Origin of the sequence: Flavobacterium sp. 1, from assembly GCF_002797935.1 — a bacterium.
GTDB lineage: Bacteria > Bacteroidota > Bacteroidia > Flavobacteriales > Flavobacteriaceae > Flavobacterium.
This window is the reverse complement of record NZ_PGER01000001.1, coordinates 4477868-4501338: the sequence shown is the minus strand read 5'-3', so window position 1 is coordinate 4501338 and position 23471 is coordinate 4477868. Positions and strand designations below refer to the sequence as shown.

Here is a 23471-nt window from a genome sequence, read left to right as displayed (position 1 = left end):
TAAAGTGCTTCTCAACTGAGAGGCATTTTTTTTGCTTTGAATCAAAAAATACATACAAATATTAGCGTATATGTTTAATTTTCAGTAAAATACCATTGAATTTTTATAACCCCTTTTGATTTATTTATAATAAAAAAACATAACTTTGAGTGTTTTTATTTTTTTATTTGCTAAAATTAGCTTTTTTTGAAACTAGATTATTCTTTTGAAACTTCTATTTTTAAATAAAAACTTTATAAAAAAGAATTAAAATACAATATTAAAATTAAGTCCCAAAAAAATGAATTATACCTACATCATTATTGACGATGATCCTGAGAGTGTTTTGAAAACAAAGGCAATGGCCAGCGAATTTTCAGAATTAAACTTTCTTGGCTCCACTGATAATTATGCAGATGGCGTGAATCTAATTTTAGAACACATGCCAAGGCTCATATTTTTGGAAATAGATCCTAGTGACAAAAACAGTAATCTATCCTTACAATTAATAAACGGGTTATTAATGTATCTGAAAGAATTACCAAAAATTGTTATTACAACCAAGAAAAAAGATTTTGCTTTCGACTGTATTAAATATGAAGTTGTAGATTATTTATTAAAACCATTATTAGTAATCGATTTTGTAAAATTGATTCATAAATTGAACAAAATAAATATAGAAGATGAAATAGTTCTTGTTCAAAATCCAAATTCTAAAGAAAAACAAAATCTGGAAAAGATTGAATCAAGAAACAATAAAAAATCATTTATCCTATGCGTCAAATCGTATGGTGATTACCGCTATATTGATTCTGACGAAATTTGCTATTTCCAAGCTGATAATAACTCAACAGATATTCATTTGAAAAATGGTGAAATGATAACAGCATTCAAAACTCTGAAACATTTTGAATCAGTTTTGTCCAATCCATTTATAAGAATACACAATAGCTACATTGTAAACCGAAATTATATTTCTAGAATTCACACCGGAAACTCTTTATGCTACATTAAAAAGACCACTATAAAACTGCCTTTTTCTAAATCTTATAAAACAAATATCGACTTTATTATAAGCGAATTTGCCAATGAAAATTACATTGAAACTTAAAAATAGCCATTCACTCCAAATTGCTATTCATTCACTATCAGACGAACTCCATTTACCATAAACAGCTGTTTTTAAATTGTTTATTGAGGCTTACTGTTTAGTTTTACTAAAGAATTCCAACGCAAACGGAATCAAAAACGTAAAAAATAACAACAACATAAAGCCTAGAAATCATGAAAAAAGCTATCTTAACAATCGGATTATTTGCATTAGTATTAGTATCAACTTCATTCGCCTCTCCAAACAATTCAACAACATCAGTTACTGATAATACAGTAATCACATCTATCGATGGAAATGGCGGACAATCAACTGGAGATAACAGAAAAGTAGATTATAACGGAGGCTCTTTTAAAAATCAAATTGTTGAAATTGACGGAAATGGCGGACAGTCAACTGGGGATAACAGAAAAGTAGACTAAAAACCCAAAATATAAAAAAAGGCTGTCAAAAAATTGACAGCCTTTTTTTATATAAAAAGATTTAGTATTTTTGATACGATCCAAAATTCGAAATTGAAAAAAAACTACTACATATTGTTCTTTTTTTTAGCTATTTTTATAGGTTGCACTAATAAAAATAAATCCGAAAAAAATATTATGTCGCCTGAAGATAGTCTAAGCACGTATCTATCTCTAGCAAATGATAATAGCGTATCAAAAGAGCTCAAACAAAAATACAATCGTAAAGCTTTTGAAATCATAATTAACCAGAAAGATGATTCGATTAATAAAGTCAACCTTTTCAAGATAGCCAACCGCTATTATAATATGAATGACTGGAAAAGATATTTTGAAACTTCTCAACTTATTTTAGGACGTTCAAGTAACAGTCATGATACCGTAAATACTGCCAAGGCTTATACTTATTTAGGAGACTACTATGTAAAAAAATCCATCTCAGACAGTGCCTTTTATTGCTATTATAAAGCAGAAAAATTGTATCTCAAACTCAATGATAATTATAATATTGCTAAAACAAGAATTAGTAAAGCTAACTTGAGATATACTGAAAATGATTACTTCGATAGTGAAATTACTCTTTTTAAAGCTTTGCGGATTATAAAACAAATAAAAGCTAACGATTTATTATATCAGACTTATAATCTTTTAGGAATTTTATACAATGAAAGGGAAGAATACAGTAAAGCCTTAGAATTTCACAATAAAGCTTTGGTTAGTTTAGATGACAAAACCATACCTGCAGAATTTCAATCCAAGGCAACTTCCTTAAACAATATGGGGTATGTATATTTAAACTTAAAAAATTACAGACAAGCCAAAAATTATTTTGAAGAAGGGTTAAAACAAGAGAACCTGTTTGTAGAAAAGCCGTCCTTATATGCTATGTTATTAGATAATTTGGCTTATGCTAAATTTAAGCTTAGAGATACGAAAGAACTCCCTAATCTTTTTTATAAAGCACTAAAAATAAGGGATAGTTTACATCTTACTGCGGGAGTAATAATCAATAAAACACATTTATCAGAATACTACGCGTTTCGGAATGACACTTTAAAAGCAATTCAATATGCACAACAAGCACTGGCTATATCACGCAGTACCTTTAGATTGAGAAGCATACTGGAATCCCTCAAACAAATGGGAACTGTAGATCCAAAAAATGCGTCAAAATACTCTAAAGAATATATCCTAATTAATGACCGCCTGCAAAAAGCAGAACGAAAAATTGGCGAAAAATTCTCGCGTATAGAGTATGAAACTGATGAAATTAAAGTAGAAAATACCAACCTCGAAGGTCAAAACAAAAAACTTTTGTTGTTTTTTGGAGCTTTTATCATCTTAGCACTACTACTGTACATAATTAATAATCAAAAAGTTAGACAAAGAGAATTATTATTCAAACAGCAACAGCAACAGGCCAATGCCGAAATATATAATCTGTTAATTAATCAGCAAAATGCTATCGAAATCAATAGCATTAAAGAAAAAAAACGAGTAGCGAGAGAATTACACGATGGAGTTCTTGGCAGAATGTTCGGCGTCCGAATCAATTTGGATGGTTTAAATAAAATTAAAGATGACTCTGGAATCGAACTGCGGTTAAATTATTTAACCGAACTAAAAAATATTGAACAAGATATTCGCGAAATATCTCATAATCTGAATAGAGAAAAATCAGAATTAATTAATAACTTCGTTGCAATAGTAACTAACTTATTTGAAGAACAAAAGAAAACATTTTCAACAAAATTTCTTGCTCATATAGATCCAGCTATAAAATGGGATTCTATTGACAATATTATAAAAATTAATTTATACCGCATCCTTCAAGAATCGCTTCAAAATTGTAACAAATATGCTAATGCGACAAAGATAAAGGTAGAATTCAGAAAACAAAATGATAATTTAGTTTTAAAAATTAGTGACGATGGCTTAGGATTTAACACAAATCGCGCCAAAAAAGGAATAGGTCTCCAAAATATAAAAACGAGAACTATAGAATGTGAAGGAACCCTCGAAATAAAATCAAAAAAAGACGAAGGAACTTCTATAACGATAATAATTCCAATCAAAGAAACTCAAAAAACTATTGCATAATGACAATCGATTCAAAGGCACAAAAACTAATTAAAAAGAACATTTTAATTGTAGACGATCATCCCTTTATAATTGACGGATATAAAAATGCTATAACCCGTTATAAACCTGAATTCTATGAATATTCATTTACTCAGGGAAAGGACTGCATGACTGGTTATAACATCATTACAAATCCAGAAATACCACCCTTTGACGTTGCTTTTTTAGATATCAGTATGCCTGTATATGAAGAAAAAGGAATTCATTCTGGTGAAGATTTGGCCAAATTAATTATGGAATACATGCCCGACTGCAAAATTATTTTGCTAACCATGTACACTGAGCTACTCAAAATAAAAAACATAATCGACACTATAAATCCCGCAGGACTAGTTATTAAAAATGACTTAACCTTTGATGAATTACTTTTTGGTTTTGATATAGTATTAAAAGATGAAATTTATTACAGCCATTCTGTAATTAAAATGGCCAATCAAAATAATAAAGATATCGAAGGAATTGACCAATTTGACAAATTAATTTTATTCCACATTTCTAAAGGAACAAAAACTAAAGATATTACTCAATACATCCCTATTTCATTACTTGCTATTGAACAGCGAAAAGTCAATCTTAAGCAATTATTTAAAATTGAAGATGGAAGCGATGTTGATTTAATTAAGGAAGCAAAGATGAGAGGAATTATTTTATAAACACTTTCAAAAATAAAAACCAAAAAGCGACACCTTTCGGTGCGCTTTTTATATGTTTTTAACTGTAGATAAAGATATATACGCTCTAAATCCTTTTATTCTCTTATAGCATCCCAGCCTCTAGCTTTTAAAGGTATTCTGGTATTGGCGCGGGTGACCAAATGTATACCTTCGCTTTCCTGAGTCATGTGACCAATTATGCTAAAGTTAGGATTTCCTTTTATTTTGTCAAAATCTTCCATTGCAATAGTAAAGAGCAATTCATAATCTTCTCCTCCATTGATGGCTACAGTAGTACTGTCAATATTAAACTCTTCGCAAACATTAATAAATTGAGGGTCAATTGGCAGTTTATCTTCATACAAGTTACAGCCTACACCAGATTGTTTGCACAAATGCATAATCTCCGAAGATAATCCATCGGATATATCAATCATTGACGTTGGTTTTATTTCTAATGCATGCAATAAGGTACGCACATCTTTACGCGCTTCAGGTTTTAATTGCCGTTCAATCAAATAGGTATAAGCGTCTAAATCGGGTTGAGAATTTGGATTTACCTGAAAAACCTGTTTCTCTCTTTCCAATACCTGCAATCCCATATAAGCGGCACCAATATCTCCAGTTACTACCAACAAATCGCTTTGTTTTGCTCCGTTTCTATATACGATTTCATTTTCATCGGCTTCACCAAGAGCAGTGATGCTAATAATTAATCCTTTTTGAGAAGAAGTAGTATCTCCTCCTATTACATCAACTTTATACTCCTGCGCTGCACGTTCGATTCCTTCATACAATTCTTCCAAAGCTTCCAATGGAAAACGATTAGATACCGCAATAGAAACTGTAATTTGTGTTGGTCTCGCGTTCATCGCACAAATATCAGATACATTGACAACTACCGATTTGTATCCTAAATGTTTTAAGGGTACATAGGCCAAGTCAAAATGCACGCCTTCAATCAATAAATCGGTTGAAATAACTACTTTCTTATCTTTAAAATCCAGCACGGCTGCATCGTCTCCAATTCCTTTTAGTGTAGAAGTCTGAGTGATTTCGAAGTTTTTTGTTAAATGGTCTATCAGACCAAATTCTCCTAGTTGAGCTATACTGGTGCGTTGCGGGTTTTTATCTTCAATCATGATTATTGAGAAGAACAAAGCAATCGCTTCATTCATTATTATTATTGATTTTACATTTTTTTGAGACTGCAAATATACAAAGAAATAATCGCGCTTATTTGAATGGTTCTTTATGATTTTTTTCGCATCTTTATTAATCAAAAACATCATAAAAATGAATACATACGATATTATTACCCTTACCGTCAATCCGGCCTTGGACAAAAGCACACATTTTAAAGGTTTAGCTGCCGAACAAAAAATCCGCTGTTCATCACCTCGTTTTGATGCTGGAGGCGGAGGAATCAATGTGTCAAAAGCTATTTCACGTTTGGGAGGGACTTCTTTAGCAATCTTCACGTCAGGGGGACCATTAGGAAAAATGCTGGAAGAATTAATTTTCAAAGAATCTATCCCCTTTCAGGCTATTCCCATCCAAACTTGGACAAGAGAGAGTTTTGTTGCTGTAGATGACAATACTAATTCGCAATACCGTTTTGGATTTACTGGCGGAGAAATCACTGCCGAAGAAGAAAAAGCTGTTCTTAATGCCGTTACTAACTTAAAATCAAGATTTATTGTTGCCAGCGGCAGTTTAAATGAAGGTTTATCTGCCGATTTTTATCAAAAAATAGCCCTAATAGCAAAACAATCTGGTGCAAAATTAATAGTGGACACCTCTGGAGAGGCCTTGAAAAAAGTTCTCGAAACTGGAGCTTACCTCATCAAGCCAAATGTTGGTGAATTAGCCAAACTAATCGGTGTCGAAAGACTGGAGATGGAAGAGGTAAACGAAGCTGCCAAGCAAATCATTTCCAAAGGAGGAGCCGAAATTGTAGTTGTCTCTCTAGGTCCTCAAGGAGCGGTTTTGGTAACCAAGGACAATTATGAATTTGTTCCTGCGCCAAATGTAGCCAAGAAAAGTACTGTTGGCGCTGGAGACAGCATGGTTGGCGGAATGGTATGGGCGCTTTCGCAAAACAAAAGCCTGAAAGAAGTAATCCGTTGGGGTGTTGCCTGTGGATCAGCTGCAACAATGAACGAAGGAACACAATTATTTAAAGGCACTGACGCTCAGCGATTATTTGATTGGCTGAAAGATAAATAAATTTTAAATAATCATATTTTTCTAATATTATATTCATAAGGTTAAAGCATTTTAAAATCCAATCCAAACAATTAGTTTTTTAGCTTTTTAAATTCTAAAGACAGCTATTTTTTTTAGGTTTTACTAAAAATAGTAATGTATCTTAAGATGATATCATTACTTTTTCATCCTATATTTTAGAATGAATTAACTTACGCCAGATTCAAATAATTATATAAAATATTGACAAACAGTATTTTACATAATAAATCCGATAAACCTTCCAAAAATCTCGAATAAAAGCAAAAAAAATTTGATATTGTATGTATTTTTTTATACTTTTAACATGCCCCAAATTATAGAAAATATGAATAATGAATTAACCTACAGTCAGATACAAGACTTAAAAAACAAGATTAAGGCAGGAGCCTTTGATATCGATTTCGAAAAAAACAATTTGATTTGTTTAGGATTTGAACAGCAAACAGCAAAAGAGTTAGTGATGGATGTAATTCGAAGTTACAAGTATGACCTTTTGTCTAAAGCGAATGAAAAAAGGGACTATAATGACAGAAACATTATTGCTTTAGGCTTAGCAATAGTTTCTTCCATATCTGTCGCCGTATTAGGAGGCAATAGCGTTTCTATGATTTTGCTTTCTATCGTTCTTGCATGTTTTGCCGGCTACTATGGACACCCTAAAAAAGCAATTCCAGCAATGATTGGATTTACCATTGGTGCGATTATAATGCCTTTTGCCTGCCAATTTTATTTTAACAGCAGGAATGCTTTTGTAAATATTGAACTTTTAATCCCAATATTTATTTCGTTTGGACCAGCTCTTTTGATAAAATACCTGTTGTCCAAAATAATGTACTCCGAAGATTAACTTTTAAAATTTAAAATTACTAAACCACTAAGAGCCTTGTGTTCATAGTGGTTTTTTTTATACCCAAAACCCTGTATTCTAGTACCCATCTTCAAATTAAAATAGCCAATACACTATATATTTAGACATTTTATAAAATAAAAAAAGCTGCTGACAAACTGTTGTCACCGACCCTGCCTAATTTTGAAGAAGTAAAAAATTAAAAACTTTAAAATTATGAAAACAGTAGCAGCGCAAGTTATTACTCCCGAAGATTTATTAAAACACTGGCAAGGACATCGCGCCTTGACACGCCGTGTAATTGAATTATTTCCTGAAAAAGATTTCTTTGAATTTTCAATTGGCGGAATGCGTCCATTTTCGAAATTAGCCGATGAACTTCTTGCCATTGCTGCACCAGCTTTGAAAGGAATTGTAAATCGGGAAATTCAGCCTTATACAGAAGCAGCAGAAAAGTTAATTTTCAAAGCGCAATATCTTGAAAAATGGGATGAAGCTACCGCTGAAATCAATCAGCATTGGGAGAAATTAACGATAGAAGATTTTAACGAAACCTTTAAATTGTTTGGTCAATATGAATTTCCAATCATTCAGAATGTTTTATATTTTATTGATAATGAAATACATCATCGGGGTCAGGGATATGTGTATTTGCGTGCATTAGGCATTGAACCTCCTTTTTTCTGGGAAAGATAAAATCTCAAAGCTCCTAAGATGAAATTCATTTTAGGAGCTTTTTTATAAGAGCTTTTGTTTGTTCCGTTCAAGTAATTCCAGAATTTTGGTCTTTAATCTTTCTGGTTCCAATATAGTGGCATAATCTCCAAACATCAGATACCAGCGCGAAAATCCTTCCAACTTATCACAAGACATGAAAGTCATTTCGATTTTATCTTCTATTTGTTTTTCAGAAACAAAGCCGTAGTATTTTCGTTCGGATGTCAGGTAATTGGCGATTTTTTTCTCCACCAAAATCCTGATTTTGATTGTTGAGCCATTTTTATTCTTATTCAAATAGGTTTCCAATGCGTCATGTTCTAATGAAAAAGGGATTTCTGTTTTCTTGATTCCATGAACACGATCAGCCCGAAATTGACGATAATCTTTTCGCAAATGACAATACCCTAACATATACCAATTGTTATTATCGTGAAAAACCCCTACAGGTTCAATATTTCGCACTGTAATTCCATCTGATTGAATAGCTTCATACGAAAGAATAACTTGTGTTTTCTCAGCAATACTTTCAAAAAGCGTAGCTAGAGTATTAGGCGATTTATCATTAAAAAGCTTCTCTGACGATTGCATCAATACACTGGATTCAATGCTCGAAACCCAATCTTTATCATCACTTCGAAGTACCGCTTTCAGTTTGTACATCGCCGTAGCATAATGATTCCCAAGAGCTGCATCAGTAAATTTCTGCATTAATTTTTCGGCTGCAATAAAACTGCTGGCTTCTTCACGGGTAAACATTACAGGCGGTAATCTATACCCATCCATTAAGGCATACCCAACGCCGGCTTCACTATAAATAGGAACTCCCGAAGCTTCTAAGGTGCGAATGTCACGATAAATAGTTCGTAAGCTTACTTCAAAACGATTCGCCAATTCCTGAGCTTTTACAATTTTTTTGGATTGTAATTGGATTAGAATTGCTACGATTCGGTCAAACCGTTTTGGGGTTTCGTCGAGCATTTTTTAAAGATTCTGAGTTACTAAGATTCAAAGATACATTTCAAAAATTACAAATCCTTTGAAACTTCATCCCAGTCTAAAAGTCTTTCCGGGTCTGTTTTTGATTTTTCCATTCGCTCCAAAACAATTTGTTGATGTTCAATAGGAATTTCAATGATATCATTGATAAATTCGTCGGTATTAATATTATTCATTGGATAGAGATTTTAAGCTTTGAATTTTCTAAAGGATTGAATCATTTCATAAATACCAAAGGCAACAGCAATCTTGCCAATTATAAATGGAACTAAACTAATAAAACAATTAAATTTTAAAACGCTTTCTCCTGCTATATAATATTCATTTTTGAAATCTGTGATTAAAAAGAACCTAAAATAACCATAAAGAAAATCTTCCCAGTTGTTTAAATCCAGAGTAAGTTTAATGTTTTCTAAAATGTAAAAAGGAGTAAAAAATACAAACCCAATAATTAAAGTGAACCAAAATGCCCAAGTCCAACTTCCATAATTGGAAGACCATTTTGTTGCCCAAAGAATAGCTACATCTTTAAAATTTTCTTTATAGTTTAACTCTTCATAATGTGCTGCAAGTTCATAAGCTCTGAATCTATTGAAGTCAATTCTGTTTTCTGTTCTTTGAAGTTCTCGTTTTATAGCTCTTAAAGTTTTTATGTCCCAATTCTCAATTGCTTTATTGTTGTTTCTGTTTAAATCATCAAAATAAGCTGCTTCAAAAAAAGAAACTTGATGGATTTTGAAATAGTTTACTTCTAAATTTTCAAATGATGCTTTTTCAAGGAATTTTGAATGGAGAATCTCAATTTTATTAAATTTTGAGTTGTCGAATAATGAATATTTTTCAAATTTACAAGCTACGAATTTTAATTCCGAATTTTGTAGATTTTTACAATTTTCAAACCAAGTTGTATTTAGAAAATCACAATTCTCAAATTGAAATTTACCCATGAAGTTTGATTCAGAAAATGAAACTTTTACAAAATTATTTTTATAAAAACCAGGAAATTCAAATGCCGAATCTGAAGGTTTTAAATATTCTGGTGTAGAATTAAATATTACTCTTTTGAATATAGAAAATGTAGAAAATGAATTAGTACCAAACATTACATTTGAAATTGTAGAGTCTTGGAATGATGAAATATTGATGTACTTCTTTCCCACGGTATTTCCAAGAAACTTAAATTGCCCATTCACGTGATTTATTTTTTGAAATAATATGGAGTCAATATTTGTTTTTTGTATGCTGAAATCTGTATCTAATTCTGGTTTTTTAATATCCGAATCATTTGAAAAATCAAGAACATTTAATTGAAAAATACTGTCGTCAGATGATCCTTTATAAATTTCTAAACATTTTAGAATTTTTGTATTTCTGAATGTTAAACTATCAAAAATGCAATCGGAAAACTTTACCTCGCAATTAAAAGTACAATTTTTAAAAATTAATTCTAATCTTGGTTTTTTGATATGTCTGAATTCCAAAACACCACAATCAAAAGTGCAATTTTCAAAAGTGAACGATTCTAATTTAATATTATTTTCTAGAATTAGAATATTTATATCTGAATTAATAGTTCTATCAGTTAAGTTAATATCCTCATTTAATTTTTGATAAAATTCTTCTCGGGTTATTGTTTCCATATCAATATTTTCTCTCCCAAACTTAAACAAAAAAACCTGACAATTTTTACATCATCAGGTTTTCGTTATATTATAAAAAGACGCACAACAGTGCGTCTCTACAAATCTAATCATTTAATTTCAATACCGCCATAAATGCCTCTTGCGGAATCTCCACATTTCCTACCTGACGCATACGTTTTTTACCTTTTTTCTGTTTTTCAAGTAATTTACGTTTACGAGAAATATCCCCACCGTAACATTTGGCGGTAACGTCTTTACGTAAAGCTTTAATCGTTTCACGGGCAATAATCTTCGCACCAATCGCCGCTTGAATTGGAATATCAAATTGCTGTCTCGGAATCAATTCACGTAATTTCTCGGTCATTTTCTTTCCGATGTTGTACGCATTGTCTTCGTGAATCAACGCCGAAAGGGCATCAACCGTTTGACCATTCAATAAAACATCCAAACGAACTAATTTTGAAGTTCTCATTCCAATTGGAGAATAATCAAATGAAGCATATCCTTTAGAAACCGTTTTCAATCTGTCGTAAAAATCAAATACAATCTCTGCCAAAGGCATATCAAAATTCAATTCTACACGTTCCGTTGTCAAATACGTTTGATTCGTAATTTGACCACGTTTTTCAATACACAAACTCATAACGTTACCAACAAAATCGGATTTGGTAATGATAGTCGCTTTGATATAAGGTTCTTCAACTCGGTCCAAACGAGAAGGTTCTGGCAAATCAGATGGATTGTTAACTACAAAAGCATCTTCTGGATGTTTTTTGGTATAAGCCAAATACGAAACGTTAGGAACCGTAGTAATTACAGTCATGTCAAACTCACGCTCTAATCGCTCTTGGATAATCTCCATGTGAAGCATTCCTAAGAATCCACAACGGAAACCAAATCCCAAAGCGGCAGAACTTTCCGGAACAAATACTAGGGAAGCATCATTCAATTGCAGTTTTTCCATCGACGACCGCAAATCCTCATAATCCTCAGTATCTACAGGATAAATCCCGGCAAATACCATTGGTTTTACATCCTCAAAACCAGTAATCATATTAGTTGTAGGCGTTTTGGCATCGGTAATCGTATCACCTACTTTTACTTCTTTCGCTTCTTTAATTCCAGAAATCAAATACCCAACATCTCCTGTCGAAATCACATTTTTAGGAACTTGATTCAATTTCAAAGTTCCAACTTCATCGGCAAAATATTCATTGCCGGTCGCCATAAATTTAATTTTTTGTCCTTTTTTAATTTCCCCGTTTTTCACACGGAAAATTACTTCAATACCTCGAAACGGATTGTAATGCGAATCAAATATCAAAGCCTGAAGAGGCTCATCTTTCACTCCTTTTGGAGCTGGAATCTTTTCAATAATTGCAGCCAAAATATTTTCTACACCAAAACCAGTTTTACCCGAAGCATGAATAATATCTTCCAATTTACATCCAAGCAAATCAATAATATCGTCGCTCACTTCCTCTGGATTGGCGCTTGGTAAATCCACTTTGTTCAAAACCGGAATAATTTCCAAGTCATTTTCTAGAGCCAAATACAAGTTAGAAATTGTTTGCGCCTGAATACTCTGTGCAGCATCCACAATCAACAACGCACCTTCGCAAGCCGCAATAGAACGCGAAACTTCATAAGAGAAATCCACGTGTCCCGGAGTATCGATCAGATTCAGGATATATTCTTCGCCTTTATACGTATATTCCATTTGTATCGCGTGACTCTTGATCGTGATACCACGCTCACGTTCCAAGTCCATATTGTCCAGCAATTGCGCCTTTTCTTCACGAGCCGTTACCGTTTGGGTTGCCCCCAATAAACGATCCGCCAATGTACTTTTCCCATGGTCAATATGTGCAATAATGCAAAAATTCCTTATATGTTTCATGTATAATGATGTCTAACTTATATTATTCCGAACAGCCACTGGCTGTTCTCCTCTTAATCTCAAATCTCACGCAAACGCCGTAAAGCGACAATTAATCTGCAAATATACTCTAAATTCAACAGTTTCAAAGTTTCAAAATAGGAAACTCAGGCATTTCCCCAAAGTCTTTTCAAATTGTAATACATATACCCCTTAATTAGTTAGTAAATTATTCAAAATCATCTTCTTAGTTATCTAATGTCATTAAGTCTTTTATCCTTTCGCTTAAAAGATGTAATTTTGCAAAAATTTTAAAGGACGATGATTAAGATTGGCAACATTATATTACCCGAATTCCCTCTATTGTTAGCACCTATGGAAGATGTGAGCGACCCTCCTTTCCGCAGATTGTGCAAAACACACGGCGCCGATTTAATGTACTCCGAATTTATTTCTTCCGAAGGACTAATCCGCGACGCCATCAAAAGCCGAATGAAATTAGACATCTTCGATTATGAAAGACCTGTAGGCATCCAAATTTTTGGCGGTGACGAAGAAGCAATGGCGTTATCGTCGAAAATAGTTTCTACCGTAAACCCTGATTTAATAGACATCAATTTTGGCTGTCCCGTAAAAAAAGTTGTTTGCAAAGGCGCAGGTGCCGGAGTTCTGAAAGATGTCGATTTAATGATTCGTTTAACGCAAGCCGTTATCGACAGTACCCATTTGCCAGTAACCGTAAAAACGCGTTTGGGCTGGGACGATAGCTCCATAAATATTGATGAAGTTGCCGAACGTTTGCAGGACATTGGCGTAGCCGCTTTGAGCATCCACGCCAGGACTCGTGCCCAAATGTACAAAGGCCATTCCGATTGGTCGCATATTGCCCGCGTCAAAAACAATCCAAGAATCACAATGCCTATTTTTGGTAACGGAGACATTGATTCTCCAGAAAAAGCATTGCACTATAAAAACGAATACGGCATCGACGGAATAATGATTGGCCGTGCCGCTATTGGCTACCCTTGGATTTTTAACGAAATCAAACATTACTTCAAAACAGGCGAACATCTAGCAAAACCCACTGTTGCCGACAGAGTCGAAGCAGTGCGAAATCACCTCACCTGGGCAATGGAATGGAAAGGAGAACGACTCGGAATTGTGGAAACCCGTCCGCATTATACCAATTATTTCAAAGGGATTCATTCTTTCAAACCTTTCAAACAAAAACTGGTAACCCTCGACCATCCAGAAGAATTATTTGCTGTTCTGAATGAGATTGAAGAGGCTTATACTGGTTATGAGGTGGTCTAATAATTGTTTTTTTCTCTTTGATTTTGTAAAATAAAAATTACTTTTGCAAAAAAATATTAATGAAAAAAATTATAGTTTTGGGTTTCGTTTTAATCAGTTTCATTGCAAAAGGACAAGAATCAGAAAAAGTATCGGTTGAGAAAAATTTATATGGCGCTCAGTTGGGTTTGTTAAGTACAAGTTTTTATTATGAAACTCAATTGCAAAGAAAAATTACACTTCGAACAGAAATAGGTTTGGTATTAGCATTTTCTACGCACGATTATGCAGATCCTGCAATTAAAGATGAAACTACTACACTTATTGTCCCATACCTAACACTGGAGCCAAGATGGTATTATGGTTTAGATAGAAGAAAAAGGCTTGGAAAAAAGACCTATAACAATTCTTCAAATTATGTTTCATTGGCAAATTCCTATATGTCTTATAAAACTCCAATAACAAATAACGGTGATTTTGATGTTGTATCAGCTATTACTATTATTCCTAAGTATGGAATTCGTAGAGCTTTTGCAAAGCATTTCAATTATGAATTTTCTGCAGGTGTTGGTTACCAATATAATGTATTTAGTAAAACCGAAGGCTGTGATTGCGACCATAATAACACAGCAATTGATGCTCAAATAAGAATTGGATACGATTTTTAATATTTCAAAGGGATTCATTCTTTCAAACCTTTCAAACAAAAACTGGTAACCCTCGACCATCCCGAAGAATTATTTGCCGTTTTGAATGAAATCGAAGAGGCTTATGCAGGTTATGAGGTTGTGTAAAAATTAAAAACCTAAATTATTATTTTCTAATTTTCACTATATTCGTTTAAACAATCTTTATTATGAGCGTACAAACCGAAAAATCTTTTTTAATTAATGTCCCGTCCTGAAAAGAGTTGACTATAATCACCTTAATTATGCCAACCGAAAGAAAAGAACTCAAGAAACGATTATTGAAACATCAAGAAAATCCTAAATCGGGAGCAGATGCTTTTGATTTTTTTTAGATGCCTTAAAATCTAAAAATGAGTTATAATGAACTCTTTTTAAAAACAAATGCTGCAGTTGAAATCGAAAACGTAATTTCTTACTATGCTCCAAAGAACATTATTTTAGCCAAACGAATTGAAAAAGAAATTCGATTAGGTTTCAAAAGTATTGCAAAAAAATTCCAGAAATTTTCAATACCGTTATTCTAAAATCAGAATATTTTGGCTGAATAAATTTCCTTATGGTTTGTATTATATTTGGGGAAATGATGAAATTTTTATCTTGGCTTTTTGGCACACAAAAGAAGATATTCCAAACAAGATTTCACAGATTTTATAAGTAGGCAATGCATTTAGATATATTAATTAGTCTAATTTAAATATAAAAATAACTAAAACCACATGAGGTTTTTTATAAAAGTTTCTATAATCATTATTTTTACAATCTGATTTATACCATTTAGATTTCAAGGCACACCGTCTGCTTTGCAAAGATGAGTTGATAGATAAAGGATATTTGAAAGAAGGAATCCTTTATATTCTTTTGAAAAAGTCTGCTAAAACAGTTAGTAATTCGGCTTGGTTTTCAATAGAGCTCATGTGTCCGTCTGGAAGAGTAACCAATTCAATTTCGGTATTTTTTATTTGTTCCAGATTTTCTTCGTAATTAAGAACAGGATCTTTTTTTCCCAGAATCAATAATTTTGGATAGGTTGCTGAATGCAAAATATATTCACGGTCTTTTCTGACTTTCATTCCTTCAAGCGAGGCCACAATTCCTTGCAGTGGTGTTTTTAGAGCCTGAATTTTTACTGCATCGATTTCATTGGTAAGGATTTCTCTATTCTCTTCACTGAACAAATTGGCAATCGATAATCGGATGAAAGTTTCGTAATCTTTCTTAACGGCTTTGATGGCGCGGTCTCTGTTTTTCTTTCTTTCGGAACTGTCTTCTTTGGAAGTAGAGTTGAGCAATACTAATCCTTTCATTTTTTCGGGATACAATTCGGCGAAAGCCAAAGCGACATAACCGCCCATAGAATGGCCCACAAGAATGGCTTTTCGAATTCGCAATTTGGATAAAACATCATGAACCACATCGGCATTTTCTTCCATGGTTTGAATATAACCCAAACTTTCGGTTTCGCCGTGTCCCAATAAATCGATGGTTATGATTCTGTTTTTTTTACTTAATTCGGAAACATAAACATCCCACATGGTTTTATTTTCCAAAAAACCATGAAGTAAGACTACTGCTGTTCCTTTTCCAGAATCAGAGTACGAAATTTGCGTGTTTTTGAAGATAATTTGATTCATTTGCTGTAAGCTTATGACAAAAATAATGCTAAAATTTTAAACTATATAAGAAATACAAGTTCATAGTTATAAAAATCTAAACAGTTTTGTGTTCTGCAAATGATATAATTTTATCACTGCTATCCGAAAGTCCAAAATAAAAAGAGCCTGAAAATCCCGTATTTTTTATTTTGCGAAACAAATAATATTTTATGGGGCTCTTCAGGCGATACAAAAATATCAAAAACCCGTTATTTGACAAGTTAGATGAACTATGCAGTTATTTTTTCTCGGCTTCCTTCAAAAAGAAATCAGTCATTTTTTTAAAAGTAGTTTCATTAAATGTTACAGGCCCGTGTTGTCCGTTTGGGACAGTAATAAAATCAGCCAAAATTCCTTTTTCTTTTAAAGATTTAGCAAAAAGTTCACTTTGACAATAGGGCACAATAGTGTCTGCATCACCATGTATTATTAAAAAATCAGGATCAGTTTTGTCAATAAAAGTAGTGGGACTAAGCAAGCTAATCATGTCTAAATTATCAGCAGGTTTGCCTCCGATAATTGCAGCTTCTGGTGACTTTTCATCTTTTGGCTTTTCACAAGCTTCCATTAATGCTAAATTTACAGGACCAAACCAATCAACAACTGCATCAACCTTACTGCTCTCCGAAGTATTCTCTCCTAAATTTCCTTCTAAATTTATTGTTTTCTTACCTATTGTATAATTTGTAATACCGTTGGTAGTTCCAGCTAAAGAAGCTAAATGTCCACCAGAAGAAAAACCTGTAATACCAATAAATGAGGAATCTAAATTATATTTTTTTGCGTTAGCCCTTATAAACCTAATAGCTGCTTTTACATCGTTTATTTGAGCAGGATATTTAGCATCGGAACTTGATCTATGATTTATGGAAATTACCGCAAAACCAGAGTCTAATAGAGGTTTTCCCATAGACTGAAATGCCATAGCTTTCATATTATTGGCAAACCATGCGCTGCCATAAATAATTACAATGACCTTATATGAAGTTTTTTCTGTATTTGGAATATGAATGTCTAGATTGTGATATACCTGCGTATCATTTGCATAGTTAATATCAATCCATTTTTTATTAACGTTTTGTGCAATGCTGTTAAAGCATAAAAAGATCAGTATTAAAGTGATAATTTTTTTCATATCGTTTTATTTAAGATAAGTAAGTTATTTTTTCAAATGTATTTAAAAAAACAATCGGTTGTGTATTTAAAATTATTTAATATACGAAGAATTAGATTACATTTTAAGAAGGTCTAAAAACATTGGCACGCTTGTGGAAACACAAAATCTAAAACAGTATAATATTACACTATTAGGATAATGTTGGAGTATGCTTGACTAAATATATTCAAAGGGTAATAAGGCACTCTATTGTTATTCAGTAAAACTTTCGGATAGCAATGTGTAAAAGACATTCATATTGTACTTAAAAAAACGGCTCCCATTTCTGAAAAGCCGTTTGAAGTATTATTTATAAAAAATTAGAATCGATTATCACCATCCAAAAGATTACCCAATCCACCAAGCAAACTTCCTTCATCACGACCGCTTCCTCCTGATCTTGGTGCTGATGCAATGATTCTATCCGCCAATCTGCTGAAAGGTAATGATTGAATATAAACAGTTCCTGGCCCGCGTAAAGTGGCGTAAAACAAACCTTCACCTCCAAAGATAGAATTCTTGATTCCGCCTATAAATTCAATATCATAATCAACATCTTTCGTAAAACCAATTATACAGCCTGTGTCTACTTTTAGTACTTCGCCGTGAGCCAATTCTTTTTTAGCCATTGTTCCTCCCGAATGAACAAACGCCATTCCGTCTCCTTCTATTTTTTGCATAATGAAACCTTCGCCTCCAAAGAAGCCGCGACCAAGTTTTTGGGAGAATTCAATTCCAACCGAAACGCCTTTGGCAGCGCATAGAAAAGAACTTTTTTGACAGATAAACTTACCTTGGAACTGCGTTAAATCAATTGGAAGGATTTTTCCGGGATATGGAGAGGCAAACGAAACTTTGCTTTTGGTGTTGCCTTGATTCAGGAATGCCGTCATGAATAAGCTTTCGCCTGTAAGAACTCTTTTTCCGGCATTCAAAAGTTTGCCAAATAAACCTGAACTGGCTTGCTGTTCGGATCCGTCACCAAAAATGGTTTCCATTTGGATGTTGTTTTCCATCATCATAAAACTGCCCGCTTCGGCAATTACGATTTCCTGAGGATCCAATTCTATTTCTACATATTGCATTTCTTCTCCAAAAATCTGATAATCTATTTCGTGTGCTTGCATGATTTCTTGAATTTTAGTTTTTTAAATGAGTCGGATGTGGGTTTAGAATGTTACAAACGAAGACGAAAATATGTCGCTTTCCGCGCGAGGGATAGCAACGGAAAGCCCACAGTCCCGTCTCGTCAAAAAAGACGAGACGGGACGAGGACTTGCAGTGAATAGCCCGACCCAGCTGAAGTTTACGGAGGTTGGGACGCGCCCAAATAAAAACGGCTTCCATTACTGAAAGCCGTTTATTGATTGTATTTAATAAGAATTATGAATTCATCAAACTTTCGATTTCCTCCACTTCAATCGGGATGTTTCGCATTAAGTTGAAAGGCTCTCCTTTTTCCTGAACAACAACATTGTCTTCCAAACGGATTCCGAAACCTTCGGCAGGAATATAAATTCCGGGCTCAACGGTAAAAACCATATTGGCTTTTATTGGCTCGTGCAATAATCCATAATCGTGTGTGTCCAATCCCATGTGGTGCGAAGTTCCGTGCATGAAATATTTTTTGTAGGCTGGCCATTCCGGATTTTCATTTTGAACATCGGCTTTGTCGATTAAACCTAAACCAAGCAATTCGGAAGTCATGATTTTACCCACTTCTACATGGTATTGCTTCCAAAGTGTTCCTGGCGTAAGCATTTTGGAGGCTTCGTTTTTTACGCGCAAAACTGCATTGTAAACCGCTTTTTGTCTGTCTGAATAACGTCCTGAAACAGGAATAGTTCGTGTCAAATCACTTGAATAATTGGCATATTCGGCTGCAACGTCCAGTAAGATTAAATCACTCGCTTTGCATTGTTGGTTGTTTTCGATGTAATGCAGTACATTGGCATTATTTCCCGAAGCAATAATTGGCGTGTAGGCAAAACCTTTGGAACGATTGCGGATGAATTCGTGAATTAATTCGGCTTCGATTTCGTATTCGGTTACATTAGGTTTTACAAAAGACAACAGTCTTCGGAAACCTTTTTCGGTAATATTACAAGCGTTCTGGATTAAATCTATTTCTTCAGTTTCTTTGATAGAACGAATGCGCTGCAAAATAGGATTGCTTTTAGCCACCTGATGCGCCGGGTATTTGGCTTTCCACCATTTTACAAAACGGGCTTCACGGGTTTCTGTTTCAACAGCAGCTCGGTAATGTTCGTTGGTGTTAATGTACATGATGTCTGAATACGTCATCATTTCATTTAAAATTTTTTCGAAATCCTGCAACCAATAAACAGTTTTAATCCCCGAAACTTCAAAAGCGCGTTCTTTGGTCAATTTTTCACCTTCCCAAATAGCAATATGCTCGCTGGTTTCTTTTAAGAATAGTATTTCTCTTTGGTTCTCGTATGGAGCGTCTGGGAAAAGTAATAAGATGCTTTCTTCCTGATCAACCCCGGATAAATAAAAAATATCGCGGTGTTGTGCAAACGGCAAGGTACTGTCTGCAGAAACAGGATAAATATCGTTAGAATTAAATACAGCTACACTATTAGGTTTCATTGCAGCCATGAATTTTGCTCTGTTTTTAATAAAAAGAGCACGGTCAATTTGATGATATTTCATAAGAAAACGAATTTTGGTATTGAATCTTCAAAAATAGAAATTTTTATAACGAAATTGGTGCTTTTAGTGATTTTTTTAAGGTTTTTATAACGGGTTTTAATTAAAACAAGAGTTTAACTGTTAATTTTTGGAGCAGAGAGATTGGGCATTTTTAGCAGGCATTGGTCCCGCTTTTCGTTTCAATCTTATAAGCCGAACCCCGGCTTATAAGGATTTCCATTTCAATCGGGGCTAAAGTGAGATATTTTGCATTTTTGCTGTGATCCAAAAAAGAAAAAAGCACGAAGAAATTAACTTTCTCCGTGCTCTTAGAAAAGTATTTAAAAATTAAAACTGTGCTACTTCGGTAGAATCTTTCATTGCTGTTGTTGAGGATTTTCCTGTAGTAACGGTGTTTTGTACGGCGTCAAAATAGGAAGTGCCTACAAAATTTTGATGTTTTACAGCTTTGAAACCGTGTTGCTGTAAAGCAAATTCTCTTTCCTGTAATTCGGAGTAACCTGCCATTCCTCTTTCTTTGTATGCTTTCGATAATTCAAACATGCTGGTGTTAAGCGCATGAAATCCTGCCAAAGTGATGAATTGGAATTTATAACCCATTGCAGCCAAATCTTCTCTGAAGGTTTCCATTTCGGCTACGGATAATTTGGCAGCCCAGTTGAATGAAGGCGAGCAGTTGTAAGCCAATAATTTTCCAGGGAATTTATCATGAATAGCATCGGCAAAACGTTTGGCATAAGCCAAATTGGGGTTGCTAGTTTCCATCCAGATCAAATCAGCATACGGTGCATAACTTAATCCACGGTCAATTCCTTGTTCTACGCCACAGTTTACATAGAAAAATCCTTCGGCCGTTTTTTCTCCTGTAATGAATTTAGTGTCTCTTGGGTCGATATCGCTCGTCAATAAGTTGGCAGCATCGGCATCTGTTCTTGCTACGATAAGCGTTGGTGTTCCCATTACATCGGCTGCCAAGCGAGCGGCAATTAATTTATTGATGGCTTCCTGGGTTGGAACTAAAACTTTTCCGCCTAAATGACCGCATTTTTTGGCCGAACTCAATTGGTCTTCAAAATGAACACCCGAAGCTCCCGATTCAATCATTGATTTCATCAGTTCGAAAGCATTCAGATTACCTCCAAAACCAGCTTCTGCATCGGCAACGATAGGTATTAGATAATCTTTTTTATCCGTGGTTTTATTTACTATTTGTATTTGATCGGCACGCAACAGAGCATTGTTGATTCTCTTTACTACTAACGGAACACTGTTGGCTGGATATAAAGATTGATCCGGATACATTTCGCCCGCCACATTGGCATCGGCTGCTACTTGCCAGCCGCTGAGATAAATGGCATCTAATCCAGCTTCGACTTCCTGAATAGCTTGGTTTCCGGTAAGAGCTCCTAGTCCTGTAACAAAATCTTGAGAATTGAGTTTGTTCCATAGTTTAACCGCTCCCATTTTGGCAATGCTGTGCTCAATTTGATAAGAACCTTGAAGATTTATTACTTCTTCAGCAGTATAAGGACGTTCGATTCCTTTCCATCTCGGGTTTGTAATCCAGTCGCTAATTAATTCTTGAATTCTTGTCTCGGTTGTTTTCATGATATACGTTTAATAAAGTTTGTTGGTTTTTATTTTGAAACTGAAAGTTTATAGGTATTTATATCCGATTAAGGTTAGAAATTCTACAAAATTGTCATTTATTACAAGCTTGTCCAGTAGTTCTTCTGCCAATCGATAGTTTTGTTTTTCATGGTTATCGTTGCCTACTTGCTGTCTAATTTTTTCAAATTCTTCCATTGCTAGGCGATGATAGTATTTTACTGTTAGCGCTTTGTAATTATCTAATACAACTTCGTTTTGTACCCATTGCCATAATTGAGACCTTGAGATTTCTGCAGTTGCGGCATCTTCCATCAAATGGTGTAAAGCGGCCGCGCCTTGTCCGTTTAGCCATGAGGCAATATAGAGAACAGAAATGCTAATGTTTTTTCGAACTCCCTGCTCGGTTATGGTTCCTTTTGGGATTGCGAGTAAATCTTCTTCTACTACGTTTACGTCTTCTCGTTTTACATGAATTTGATTTTGTGTAGGCATGTATTTATCAAAAACCGATTGTGCCAACGGAACCAAATCAGGATGAGCTACCCAAGTGCCGTCGTGGCCGTTTTGCACTTCTCTTTGCTTGTCAGTTACTACTTTGTCAAACGCAATGTTATTTGCTTCTTCATCGTTCTTAATCGGAATTTGTGCTGCCATCCCGCCGATAGCATGGATATTTCGTTTGTGGCATCTTTGAATTACCAATTGTGAATAAGCACTCATGAATGGTGTATTCATCGTTACCTGATCACGATTTGGAATGATATAGGTTTTATGTTTTCTTAATTTTTTGATGAACGAAAAAATGTAATCCCACCGGCCACAGTTCAATCCTACGATATGGTCTCTTAATTCAAAAATAATTTCGTCTAGTTGAAAGCTGGCAGTAATCGTTTCTATCAATACTGTGGCTTTAAAAGTTCCGTTTTGTTCTCCTAAATATTCTTGGGCAAATTCGAAAACTTCATTCCACCATCTTGCTTCTAAATAATGCTCCAATTTTGGCAAATAGAAGTAGGGAGCAGTTCCATTTTTTGACAATTGCTCGTGATTATGGAAAGCATACAATCCAAAATCTATTAAAGAACCTGAGGTTTCCTGCCCGTCAATATGAATATTTTTTTCATTGAGATGCAGCCCTCTAGGTCTTACAATTAAAACGGCAGTCTTTTCTTTTAGAGCGTATTTTTTATTTTTTACAGTGTCTTCAAGAGTTATGGTTTTGTTAACTGCATCTATCAAATTTTGCTGTCCTTCCATCAAATTGCTCCAAGTGGGCGATGTGCTGTCTTCAAAATCAGCCATAAAAGTTTTAGCACCTGAATTGAGTGCATTAATGACCATTTTTCTGTCCACCGGTCCTGTGATTTCAACTCTTCGGTCCAATAAATCTTTTGGAGTAGTTGCGGCTACCCATTTACTTTCTCTAATCATTCGTGTTTCGGGGAGGAAACAAGGTAAGGCTCCAGCATCAAATAATACTTGTTGTCTTTTTCGGTCTTCTAATAACGAAAGTCTTTTGTTATTAAATTTTTGATGCAATTCTGTTAAGAATTCAATGGCTTTGTCCGTCAATATTTCGGGATACTGCTGTGTCATTCCATTTGTGATTTGGAATGTTTTTTCTGTGGTTTCTGTTTGGTTTTTCATGGCTAATGCGTTTTTCTTTTACAATAGTACAAAAAGTTTTTTATAAAACAAGCGAACGTTCGCTAA

General features: G+C 34.2%; 21 protein-coding genes. 10 read left to right on the top strand and 11 right to left on the bottom strand.

Going from position 1 to position 23471, the window contains the following annotated elements; translation table 11 throughout:
* The first annotated feature begins 280 nt into the window (after positions 1-280).
* The 4 genes from CLU83_RS18235 (at position 281) to CLU83_RS18220 (ending at position 4346) form a co-directional block, all read left to right on the top strand.
* Positions 281-1090 (top strand): LytTR family DNA-binding domain-containing protein, encoded by an 810-nt coding sequence (locus tag CLU83_RS18235; protein ID WP_100432932.1) that lies wholly within the window; start codon positions 281-283, stop codon positions 1088-1090.
* A 173-nt stretch (positions 1091-1263) separates the two neighbouring features.
* Positions 1264-1512 (top strand): hypothetical protein, encoded by a 249-nt coding sequence (locus CLU83_RS18230; RefSeq protein ID WP_100432931.1) that lies wholly within the window; start codon positions 1264-1266, stop codon positions 1510-1512.
* Positions 1513-1689: 177 nt separating this feature from the next.
* Positions 1690-3651, top strand: coding sequence for a tetratricopeptide repeat-containing sensor histidine kinase (locus CLU83_RS18225; RefSeq protein ID WP_100433792.1), 1962 nt, complete (start codon positions 1690-1692; stop codon positions 3649-3651).
* Entirely contained in the window at positions 3651-4346 is a 696-nt protein-coding gene (locus CLU83_RS18220; RefSeq protein WP_100432930.1) for a response regulator, read from the top strand. The genes CLU83_RS18225 and CLU83_RS18220 overlap by 1 nt, the downstream gene beginning before the upstream one ends.
* Positions 4347-4441: 95 nt before the next feature.
* Here the strand turns inward: CLU83_RS18220 and thiL are convergent, their stop codons facing one another.
* Positions 4442-5488: a thiamine-phosphate kinase gene (thiL, locus tag CLU83_RS18215; RefSeq protein WP_100433791.1), complete on the bottom strand. Its 1047-nt coding sequence runs from the start codon at positions 5486-5488 to the stop codon at positions 4442-4444.
* A gap of 154 nt (positions 5489-5642) precedes the next feature.
* Between thiL and CLU83_RS18210 the strand changes: the two genes are divergently transcribed.
* From CLU83_RS18210 to CLU83_RS18200, 3 genes are all read left to right on the top strand, one after another.
* A complete protein-coding gene (locus tag CLU83_RS18210) occupies positions 5643-6575 on the top strand; it encodes a 1-phosphofructokinase family hexose kinase (RefSeq protein ID WP_100432929.1) in 933 nt (310 codons plus the stop codon).
* Positions 6576-6921: 346 nt separating this feature from the next.
* Complete coding sequence (locus tag CLU83_RS18205; RefSeq protein ID WP_157802141.1) at positions 6922-7443, top strand: hypothetical protein; 522 nt, start codon at positions 6922-6924, stop codon at positions 7441-7443.
* 216 nt (positions 7444-7659) lie between these two features.
* Positions 7660-8139 (top strand): DinB family protein, encoded by a 480-nt coding sequence (locus CLU83_RS18200; protein WP_100432927.1) that lies wholly within the window; start codon positions 7660-7662, stop codon positions 8137-8139.
* Between the two features lie 42 nt (positions 8140-8181).
* Here the strand turns inward: CLU83_RS18200 and CLU83_RS18195 are convergent, their stop codons facing one another.
* The 4 genes from CLU83_RS18195 to lepA all read right to left on the bottom strand — a co-directional run bounded on the left by CLU83_RS18195 (position 8182) and on the right by lepA (position 12702).
* A complete protein-coding gene (locus tag CLU83_RS18195) occupies positions 8182-9141 on the bottom strand; it encodes a YafY family protein (RefSeq protein WP_100432926.1) in 960 nt (319 codons plus the stop codon).
* Positions 9142-9188: 47 nt separating this feature from the next.
* Positions 9189-9335, bottom strand: coding sequence for a hypothetical protein (locus CLU83_RS22200; protein ID WP_157802140.1), 147 nt, complete (start codon positions 9333-9335; stop codon positions 9189-9191).
* A 12-nt stretch (positions 9336-9347) separates the two neighbouring features.
* Positions 9348-10799: a hypothetical protein gene (locus CLU83_RS18190; protein WP_100432925.1), complete on the bottom strand. Its 1452-nt coding sequence runs from the start codon at positions 10797-10799 to the stop codon at positions 9348-9350.
* Positions 10800-10905: 106 nt separating this feature from the next.
* Positions 10906-12702 carry a translation elongation factor 4 gene (gene lepA, locus CLU83_RS18185; protein ID WP_100432924.1) on the bottom strand — a complete coding sequence of 599 codons (1797 nt, stop codon included), beginning with the start codon at positions 12700-12702 and terminating at the stop codon, positions 10906-10908.
* Between the two features lie 300 nt (positions 12703-13002).
* Here lepA and dusB point away from each other — a divergent pair, with 300 nt between their 5' ends.
* The 3 genes from dusB (at position 13003) to CLU83_RS22195 (ending at position 15187) form a co-directional block, all read left to right on the top strand.
* The gene (gene dusB, locus CLU83_RS18180; RefSeq protein ID WP_100432923.1) at positions 13003-13995 is read left to right on the top strand and encodes a tRNA dihydrouridine synthase DusB; all 993 of its coding nucleotides are present in this window, start codon (positions 13003-13005) and stop codon (positions 13993-13995) included.
* Between the two features lie 59 nt (positions 13996-14054).
* Positions 14055-14642: a DUF3575 domain-containing protein gene (locus CLU83_RS18175; RefSeq protein ID WP_100432922.1), complete on the top strand. Its 588-nt coding sequence runs from the start codon at positions 14055-14057 to the stop codon at positions 14640-14642.
* A gap of 371 nt (positions 14643-15013) precedes the next feature.
* Positions 15014-15187, top strand: a complete 174-nt coding sequence (locus tag CLU83_RS22195; protein WP_157802139.1) for a hypothetical protein — start codon at positions 15014-15016, stop codon at positions 15185-15187.
* Positions 15188-15511: 324 nt separating this feature from the next.
* Here CLU83_RS22195 and CLU83_RS18165 read toward each other — a convergent pair whose 3' ends face one another.
* The 6 genes from CLU83_RS18165 to aceB form a co-directional block, all read right to left on the bottom strand.
* Positions 15512-16294 carry an alpha/beta fold hydrolase gene (locus CLU83_RS18165; protein ID WP_100432921.1) on the bottom strand — a complete coding sequence of 261 codons (783 nt, stop codon included), beginning with the start codon at positions 16292-16294 and terminating at the stop codon, positions 15512-15514.
* 259 nt (positions 16295-16553) lie between these two features.
* Positions 16554-17450, bottom strand: coding sequence for an alpha/beta hydrolase (locus CLU83_RS18160; protein WP_100432920.1), 897 nt, complete (start codon positions 17448-17450; stop codon positions 16554-16556).
* Between the two features lie 341 nt (positions 17451-17791).
* On the bottom strand, positions 17792-18598 hold the full coding sequence (locus CLU83_RS18155; protein ID WP_100432919.1) for a TIGR00266 family protein: 807 nt from the start codon (positions 18596-18598) through the stop codon (positions 17792-17794).
* 256 nt (positions 18599-18854) lie between these two features.
* Entirely contained in the window at positions 18855-20147 is a 1293-nt protein-coding gene (locus tag CLU83_RS18150; RefSeq protein ID WP_100432918.1) for an aminopeptidase P family protein, read from the bottom strand.
* Between the two features lie 327 nt (positions 20148-20474).
* Entirely contained in the window at positions 20475-21755 is a 1281-nt protein-coding gene (gene aceA, locus CLU83_RS18145) for an isocitrate lyase (protein WP_100432917.1), read from the bottom strand.
* 48 nt (positions 21756-21803) lie between these two features.
* Positions 21804-23405 (bottom strand): malate synthase A, encoded by a 1602-nt coding sequence (aceB, locus tag CLU83_RS18140; RefSeq protein WP_100432916.1) that lies wholly within the window; start codon positions 23403-23405, stop codon positions 21804-21806.
* Positions 23406-23471 lie beyond the last annotated feature (66 nt).

Excerpts from the sequence above, each read along its gene's own strand:
- CLU83_RS18235 (WP_100432932.1), top strand. The coding sequence starts at position 281 with ATGAATTATACCTACATCATTATTGACGATGATCCTGAGAGTGTTTTG.
- CLU83_RS18230 (WP_100432931.1), top strand. The coding sequence starts at position 1,264 with ATGAAAAAAGCTATCTTAACAATCGGATTATTTGCATTAGTATTAGTA.
- CLU83_RS18225 (WP_100433792.1), top strand. The coding sequence starts at position 1,690 with ATGTCGCCTGAAGATAGTCTAAGCACGTATCTATCTCTAGCAAATGAT.
- CLU83_RS18220 (WP_100432930.1), top strand. The coding sequence starts at position 3,651 with ATGACAATCGATTCAAAGGCACAAAAACTAATTAAAAAGAACATTTTA.
- thiL (WP_100433791.1), bottom strand. The coding sequence starts at position 5,488 with ATGATTGAAGATAAAAACCCGCAACGCACCAGTATAGCTCAACTAGGA.
- CLU83_RS18210 (WP_100432929.1), top strand. The coding sequence starts at position 5,643 with ATGAATACATACGATATTATTACCCTTACCGTCAATCCGGCCTTGGAC.
- CLU83_RS18205 (WP_157802141.1), top strand. The coding sequence starts at position 6,922 with ATGAATAATGAATTAACCTACAGTCAGATACAAGACTTAAAAAACAAG.
- CLU83_RS18200 (WP_100432927.1), top strand. The coding sequence starts at position 7,660 with ATGAAAACAGTAGCAGCGCAAGTTATTACTCCCGAAGATTTATTAAAA.
- CLU83_RS18195 (WP_100432926.1), bottom strand. The coding sequence starts at position 9,141 with ATGCTCGACGAAACCCCAAAACGGTTTGACCGAATCGTAGCAATTCTA.
- CLU83_RS22200 (WP_157802140.1), bottom strand. The coding sequence starts at position 9,335 with ATGAATAATATTAATACCGACGAATTTATCAATGATATCATTGAAATT.
- CLU83_RS18190 (WP_100432925.1), bottom strand. The coding sequence starts at position 10,799 with ATGGAAACAATAACCCGAGAAGAATTTTATCAAAAATTAAATGAGGAT.
- lepA (WP_100432924.1), bottom strand. The coding sequence starts at position 12,702 with ATGAAACATATAAGGAATTTTTGCATTATTGCACATATTGACCATGGG.
- dusB (WP_100432923.1), top strand. The coding sequence starts at position 13,003 with ATGATTAAGATTGGCAACATTATATTACCCGAATTCCCTCTATTGTTA.
- CLU83_RS18175 (WP_100432922.1), top strand. The coding sequence starts at position 14,055 with ATGAAAAAAATTATAGTTTTGGGTTTCGTTTTAATCAGTTTCATTGCA.
- CLU83_RS22195 (WP_157802139.1), top strand. The coding sequence starts at position 15,014 with ATGAGTTATAATGAACTCTTTTTAAAAACAAATGCTGCAGTTGAAATC.
- CLU83_RS18165 (WP_100432921.1), bottom strand. The coding sequence starts at position 16,294 with ATGAATCAAATTATCTTCAAAAACACGCAAATTTCGTACTCTGATTCT.
- CLU83_RS18160 (WP_100432920.1), bottom strand. The coding sequence starts at position 17,450 with ATGAAAAAAATTATCACTTTAATACTGATCTTTTTATGCTTTAACAGC.
- CLU83_RS18155 (WP_100432919.1), bottom strand. The coding sequence starts at position 18,598 with ATGCAAGCACACGAAATAGATTATCAGATTTTTGGAGAAGAAATGCAA.
- CLU83_RS18150 (WP_100432918.1), bottom strand. The coding sequence starts at position 20,147 with ATGAAATATCATCAAATTGACCGTGCTCTTTTTATTAAAAACAGAGCA.
- aceA (WP_100432917.1), bottom strand. The coding sequence starts at position 21,755 with ATGAAAACAACCGAGACAAGAATTCAAGAATTAATTAGCGACTGGATT.
- aceB (WP_100432916.1), bottom strand. The coding sequence starts at position 23,405 with ATGAAAAACCAAACAGAAACCACAGAAAAAACATTCCAAATCACAAAT.